The organism is Nitratifractor sp. (assembly GCF_015487065.1).
Lineage (GTDB): Bacteria > Campylobacterota > Campylobacteria > Campylobacterales > Sulfurovaceae > Nitratifractor.
In genome coordinates this window covers 1-5,895 of the sequence record NZ_WFQN01000031.1, presented here as the reverse complement: position 1 = coordinate 5,895, position 5,895 = coordinate 1, and the positions used below count along the sequence as shown (strand labels likewise).

General features: G+C 54.4%; 8 protein-coding genes. 3 read left to right on the top strand and 5 right to left on the bottom strand.

Translation table 11 applies throughout. The features are described 5' to 3' along the window. A partial coding sequence (locus F8I07_RS01680) for a LemA family protein (protein WP_292654908.1) occupies positions 1–367 on the bottom strand: 367 nt, incomplete at its 3' end. 93 nt (positions 368–460) lie between these two features. Between F8I07_RS01680 and F8I07_RS01675 the strand changes: the two genes are divergently transcribed. Next, complete coding sequence (locus tag F8I07_RS01675; RefSeq protein WP_292654905.1) at positions 461–1,720, top strand: MgtC/SapB family protein; 1,260 nt, start codon at positions 461–463, stop codon at positions 1,718–1,720. Between the two features lie 259 nt (positions 1,721–1,979). Then, positions 1,980–2,630, top strand: coding sequence for an alpha/beta hydrolase (locus F8I07_RS01670; RefSeq protein WP_292654902.1), 651 nt, complete (start codon positions 1,980–1,982; stop codon positions 2,628–2,630). A gap of 218 nt (positions 2,631–2,848) precedes the next feature. Here the strand turns inward: F8I07_RS01670 and F8I07_RS01665 are convergent, their stop codons facing one another. Both F8I07_RS01665 and rsmD read right to left on the bottom strand, forming a co-directional pair. Beyond that, a complete protein-coding gene (locus F8I07_RS01665; protein WP_292654899.1) occupies positions 2,849–3,661 on the bottom strand; it encodes an ABC transporter permease in 813 nt (270 codons plus the stop codon). After that, positions 3,651–4,283, bottom strand: coding sequence for a 16S rRNA (guanine(966)-N(2))-methyltransferase RsmD (rsmD, locus tag F8I07_RS01660; protein WP_292654897.1), 633 nt, complete (start codon positions 4,281–4,283; stop codon positions 3,651–3,653). The genes F8I07_RS01665 and rsmD overlap by 11 nt, the downstream gene beginning before the upstream one ends. 166 nt (positions 4,284–4,449) lie before the next feature. Between rsmD and gmhA the strand changes: the two genes are divergently transcribed. Continuing rightward, positions 4,450–5,025: a D-sedoheptulose 7-phosphate isomerase gene (gmhA, locus tag F8I07_RS01655; RefSeq protein ID WP_292654894.1), complete on the top strand. Its 576-nt coding sequence runs from the start codon at positions 4,450–4,452 to the stop codon at positions 5,023–5,025. A gap of 68 nt (positions 5,026–5,093) precedes the next feature. On the opposite strand, the gene pgsA is transcribed toward gmhA, so the two are convergent. Together pgsA and F8I07_RS01645 are read right to left on the bottom strand one after the other, a co-directional pair. Continuing rightward, a complete protein-coding gene (gene pgsA, locus F8I07_RS01650; RefSeq protein WP_292654892.1) occupies positions 5,094–5,636 on the bottom strand; it encodes a CDP-diacylglycerol--glycerol-3-phosphate 3-phosphatidyltransferase in 543 nt (180 codons plus the stop codon). Between the two features lie 136 nt (positions 5,637–5,772). Next, positions 5,773–5,895 (bottom strand): SDR family oxidoreductase (locus F8I07_RS01645; protein ID WP_292654911.1); only part of this gene is annotated, 123 nt, incomplete at its 5' end.

The window sequence follows — 5,895 nt, the reverse complement described above, 5'->3', positions numbered from 1 at the left end:
GCTGCTGGAGATTGAGGAAGTTTTCGTTGGCCTTGAGATCGGGATAGGCTTCGGCCAGGGCGAAGAGCTTGCCCAAAGCCTGGGTGAGCATATTGTCCGCCTGTTCATGCTCTTTGACCGTCGTGGCGCTCATTCCCATCGAACGGGCCTTTATCACCTTTTCCAGGGTGTCGGCTTCGTAGTTTTTGTATCCCTTGACCGTCTCCACCAGGGCGGGGATGAGGTTGTAGCGACGCTTGAGCTGCACATCGATGTCCGACCAGGCCGCATCGGCGGACTGGCGCAGAGCGACAAGTCGGTTATAAAGAGAGATCAGGTAAAGAATCACTCCTACACCGATCACAAGAATAATGAGAGTAGCATTCATTCGGATTCCTTCTTGATTATTCACTTGTATTTTATCATTGAAATAGGGGTATTTCTCGATAAAATTATAGAGAGTAGGGTCGCAGGAGTGTCAATGGATTATTCACTTGTTCAATCGTTAGTGACGGTTCTGGTACTGGGGTTCGCTATCGGAATGCAGCGGTCGTTGACATATCGACGTATAGAGGAGAGGAGCTTTGCCGGAAGCCGGACATTTGCCTTGATAGCTCTTTCGGGATTTTTGGCAGCTTGGCTGGATGCAAGCTATCGTGGAATCACGGTCACTGTGACAATGGGTATTGCTCTGCTGCTGGGAGTGGTCTACTACATGAAAGTGCATGAAAGCCGACGTTGGGGAATGACAACGCAGATCGCGGCGCTGGTGACTTTTCTCCTGGGGATTTTAGCTTACCGAGGAGAGATACTTTGGGCTGTCTTTATCGGAGTGCTGGTGATCATTCTTCTGGAAATCAAACCAAGGCTCCAGGCTCTGGAACGCCATATCGGTCCTACTGACGTCAATGCGGTGATTCTGCTGTTGGCGATGAGCTTTGTAATTCTCCCGATCCTACCGGACAAAATGATTGGTCCCTGGCATCTCTTCAATCCCTATAAAACCTGGTTGATGGCGGTGATCATCGCGGCGATCTCTTTTATCGGTTATCTGGCAATCAAACTCTTCGGTCAGAAACACGGGGTCTTTCTGACCGGAGCTGCGGGAGGGCTCATCTCATCTACAGCGGTTTCGATCTCATTGTCCAAGATGTATCGGGGAGAGTCGGCACTCATCGCCAACTACGCCGGAGGCATCGCGATCGCCTGTACTTTTATGTTTCTGCGGGTTCTTTTCGAAGCTTTTGTCATTCATCCGGAATTGGCGTGGCGGCTGAGTCCCGCTTACCTTGGAGCAGCGATAAGCGGACTACTCTATAGCGGATGGTTCTATCACCGCGCCGAAGCGGCCGAGATTGATCTGCAAAACAGTACCATCAGTAAAAACCCTTTGCAGCTCAGTGAAGCGATCAAGTTCGGCATCCTTTTCGGTATCGTTTACGGTGCTGTCGCTCTGGTCCAGGCCCGCTACGGGAATATCGGAGTCTATTTGGTCTCGTTTTTTTCCGGGCTGACTGATGTGGATGCCATCACCCTTTCCCTAAGTGAAATGGCCAAAGAAGGCAAACTGGAATCTTTCGCTTCGATGACCGGGATTGTCATCGCCTCGGTGACCAATTCACTGGTCAAATTGGGGATCGTCTACTGGCTGGGTGGAAGACGCCTGGGATGGGAGCTGACAAAATTTTTCTTGGTGACTCTTGGCATGATGGGGGCAGGGCTTTTTTTAATGAAGCATTGAGGATGAAGGATGGGGAATGGAGAATTTTGGATGTTGGATATCGTCATCCTGAACTTGTTTTAGGATCCACGGTTTGATGGAGATTTCAAGCCCTGGATTTCAGGTAGAGCATGGAATGACGGTATATTCGAAAGTTATTTATCAATGCCTAAAAGTTCCCAATATACCAATACACTAAAATAGACCAATAACACATTCAACTGTTGCGGGGCGTGGGATTGCCATCCCACAGTTGATCTGGAGAAAAAAGGAGGAACCGATGGATCTGGAAGTGTTTATGCAGGGACAGGATGAGATACTCATCCGATACGATGGAGTCGTTCTTCCAGGGCGTCTGGCGGTCCCGGAGGGGGCAGCCGGGATCGTGCTCTTCGCCCATGGCAGCGGGAGCAGTCGTCTGAGTCGGCGCAACAACTACGTCGCTTCGGTACTGCATGAGGCAGGGATCGCGACGCTGCTATTCGATCTGCTGATGGAGCCCGAAGCGCGGGATCGACACAATGTCTTCGATATCGACCTGTTGGCCTCCCGACTGCTGCTGGCGACCCGGTGGGTGAGCCTCCAGCCCGCACTAAAATCACTGGGGATGGGGTATTTCGGTGCCAGCACCGGTTCGGCGGCGGCACTCAAAGCCTCGGTCGTTTCGCCGGTCCCCATCCGGGCCATCGTCTCCCGGGGCGGCCGGCCTGATATGGCGGCGGATATCCTGGACCGGGTAACGGCGCCGACCCTGATCATCGTCGGGGGCAACGACTACGGTGTCATCGAACTCAACGAAGCGGCCTACCGGGCCCTACGCTGCGAAAAGGCTTTCGAGATCGTCCCCGGAGCGACCCATCTTTTCGAAGAGCCGGGAACGCTGGAGAGGGTGGCGGAGCTGGCACGGGATTGGTTTGAGAACCATCTATAAGGAGGGAAAGGTGCTCAGAAAGATATTGCTTATCGGATTTGTGATGACATTTCCGCTTTTTGCTGAATTACAGAATGGGCTTTATACGCTGCCGTCGGAGAAAACGATGCAGCTTTCTCTCAAAGACGGTACGTATCGGCTGCGTTACGAAGATGCTCCGGAAGAGCGCATAGTGCTACAAGAAGGAGACTATCGAATCGACGGCAACCGCATTTATTTCAATTTTCAATTCTTTCCCGTCGGTTGGCCCGATCCTGCAGCCAGTCGGAGATTTGAATCAGGCTGAAGGTCACCAGGAAGATCATCAACCCCGGGAAGAAGCTGACCCACCAGGCGATCTCCATCACCGCTTTGCCGTCGCTAAGGATGCTGCCCCAACTCATATCGGGCGGCGTGATTCCTAAGCCCAGATAGCTCAGTCCGCTCTCGGCCAGGATGGCGCCGCTGACGCCGAAGGTGAAACTGACGTAGAAGATCGGCGCCAGCAGCGGCAGAAAGTATTTGAAGATGATGGTGCGGGTGGGGACGTGGGCGAGTCGCAGGACTTTGACGAAGGGTTGGGAGGCGATGCGGTAGCTTTCGCTGCGGATCAGCCGGGCGGTGCCCATCCAGCCGGTGATGGAGATGACGATGATGAGGATCAGCGAGGAAGCGGGGATGTAACTTACCAGGGTCAAAAGCAGGAAAAAAGTCGGGAAGGTGAGAAAGAGATCGACGACGAAGACGAAGCCTTTATCCCACCAACCGCGAAAGTAGCCGGCCGTCACCCCCATCACCAGGCCGATGAGCGAAGCGATCACCGTCGAACCGACGCCGATGAGCAGGGAGGCGCGTCCCCCCTCCATCACCCGGGCCAGCAGATCGCGCCCCAGGCGGTCGGTGCCCATCGGATGGGCCCAATCGGGAGCGTGGAGGATCAAATCTTTGTGGAAAGTGTAGGGGTCCTGGCCGTAGAACAAAGGTCCCAGAAAACTCAGAAGAAAGAGGGCGGCCAGAATCCCAAGGCTTAGAAAGGGGACGCTACGCCTCATCGGACTCCACCGGCCGGTAGTAGCTCAGGGTGCTTTTGCCGAAGCGCCGTTTTTTCTCCAGGCTCAGGGAACCGATGCGCTCAGGGAGATCGACGTTGGTCATATGTTCCACGATGGCCAATTCACAATTCTCCGGCCGGATTTTTTGCAAAAGGTCCAAAGTCCGGTCATAAATCTCCTCCATTCCTTCCCGGATGCTGAAGGGAGGATCGAAGTAAAAGTAGGCTTTCTCTCCCGCCTCTTCCAGCCGGCGGTAGATCCGGTCGAACTCCTCGAAACTGTCGCCCCAGACGGTTTCGATACGGCCCGCGGCGATGCGTTCAACATTGTCGCGGAGGATGGCGTAGACGTCCCTGTTTTTTTCGATGCACCAGGCTTTCGACGCGCCGCGGCTAACCGCCTCGAGCGCTACGGAACCGCTGCCGGCGAAGACTTCGACGAAAGGTTTGCCTACGAGGTCGAATTGCAGGGTATTGAAGAGGGATTCTCGAAGGATCGCTTTGGAGCTGCGGGTCGTGGAGACGGAGGGGATTTCGATCGCTTTGCCTTTGAACTCACCGCCGATGACGGTAGCGGCGTGAGTCTTCATCCGCCTGCGTTGCGGTCGTCTTTCTGCTCTCATTGCATCTCTTTTTTGAACGATATTATACATGAATCGTATTTCGCGTTTTGTCTTTCATGTTTCGAATTTCGAAAAGAGACGCTATACAGCTTCTGAACAACGAATGACGAATTTCGAGGGGATCAATTTGGATATGATTTCAGCGATACCATCAGGGAGAAGTACAATGGACAAAAGCACAAAGAGGATTCTTGAAGAGATGGAGGCTCATCGGGGCATACTGGAACAGGTACTTGAGACACTACCTCCGCGGGTCGCCGAAGCGGCCGAGATGATCGTGCGGACCTTGAAGGAAGGGGGCAAGGTGCTGCTCTGCGGCAACGGAGGGAGTGCCGCGGATGCCCAGCACATCGCGGCGGAGTTGACCGGACGTTTCAAGAAGGAGCGCAGGGCTCTGCCGGCTGTCGCTTTGACGACCGATACCTCGGCGTTGACCGCCATCGGCAACGACTATGGCTACGAGCGGGTTTTCGAGCGGCAAGTGGAAGCCCTGGCACGTAAAGGGGATCTGCTCATCGGAATTTCCACCAGCGGCAACAGTGAAAACGTCCTGCTTGCACTGGAGACAGCACGTCGAATGGAGTGTATGACGCTGGGCCTCAGCGGCCGGGACGGCGGAAGGATGAACAGACATTGCGACTTGAATCTCATCGTCCCTTCCGACGATACCGCTCGCATCCAAGAGATGCATATCATGATCGGTCACCTTCTCTGTCAGCAAGTGGATGAGGCTTTTTGTTAGTGTTGCGCACTACGGATTCCGTGTTTCGTACGGTAAAGAGACGATAGCGCTGTAGTGGCGATGCTGTTCTAACGAGCGGTTTTTTTGAAGAAGTCGCGGACATATTCGTAACCGCTGTAGAGCGTCAGAGCGACGGCGATCCATAGCAGCAGGGTGCCGCCCGGCCACTCCATAAGCAGAAAGCCGATGGCGAACATTTGGCTGACGGTTTTGACCTTGCCCATCCAGCTGGCGGAGATGTCGATCCCCTGGCTGACGGCGGAGACGCGCAGGCCGGTGATGAAGAGTTCACGGGTGAGGATGAGGTAGATCGCCCACGGAGAGGCGCGATCGAGCATCATCAGGCCCAAAAAGCCCGCGAGGGTGAGCATTTTGTCGGCCAGAGGATCGAGGATCGCCCCCAGCGTCGTCACCTGGTTGAAGGTCCGGGCGATGTAGCCGTCGAAAAAGTCGGTCGCACTGGCCAGAACGAAGAGAAAAGCCGCCCCGTAGTCGAGCCAGCTGTAGTGGATCCCGGCGAAGATACTCCAGTCACGATCGACCAGAAGCATATACATCAACGGCGCCATCAGAAGGCGGATGAAAGCGAGGAGGTTGGGCACGTTATACACGAATTTCCCTTTGGGAAAATTCGTGTATGGAAGATGGAAGATGGAAGATGGATGATGTTGGGAGATGGCTGTTTTTATCAACTATATTCATTTTCAATCTTCCATCCTCAATCTTCCATCCGTTCCGCTGATTGCATCAGCGGAACGTTGTTCCTCCGTCGACGACCAGCGTATGCCCCGTGACCCAGCTCGCATCGTCGCTGCAGAGGAAGAGGACGGCACCGGCCAGGTCTTCGGGGGTGCCCATTCGGTTGAGGGC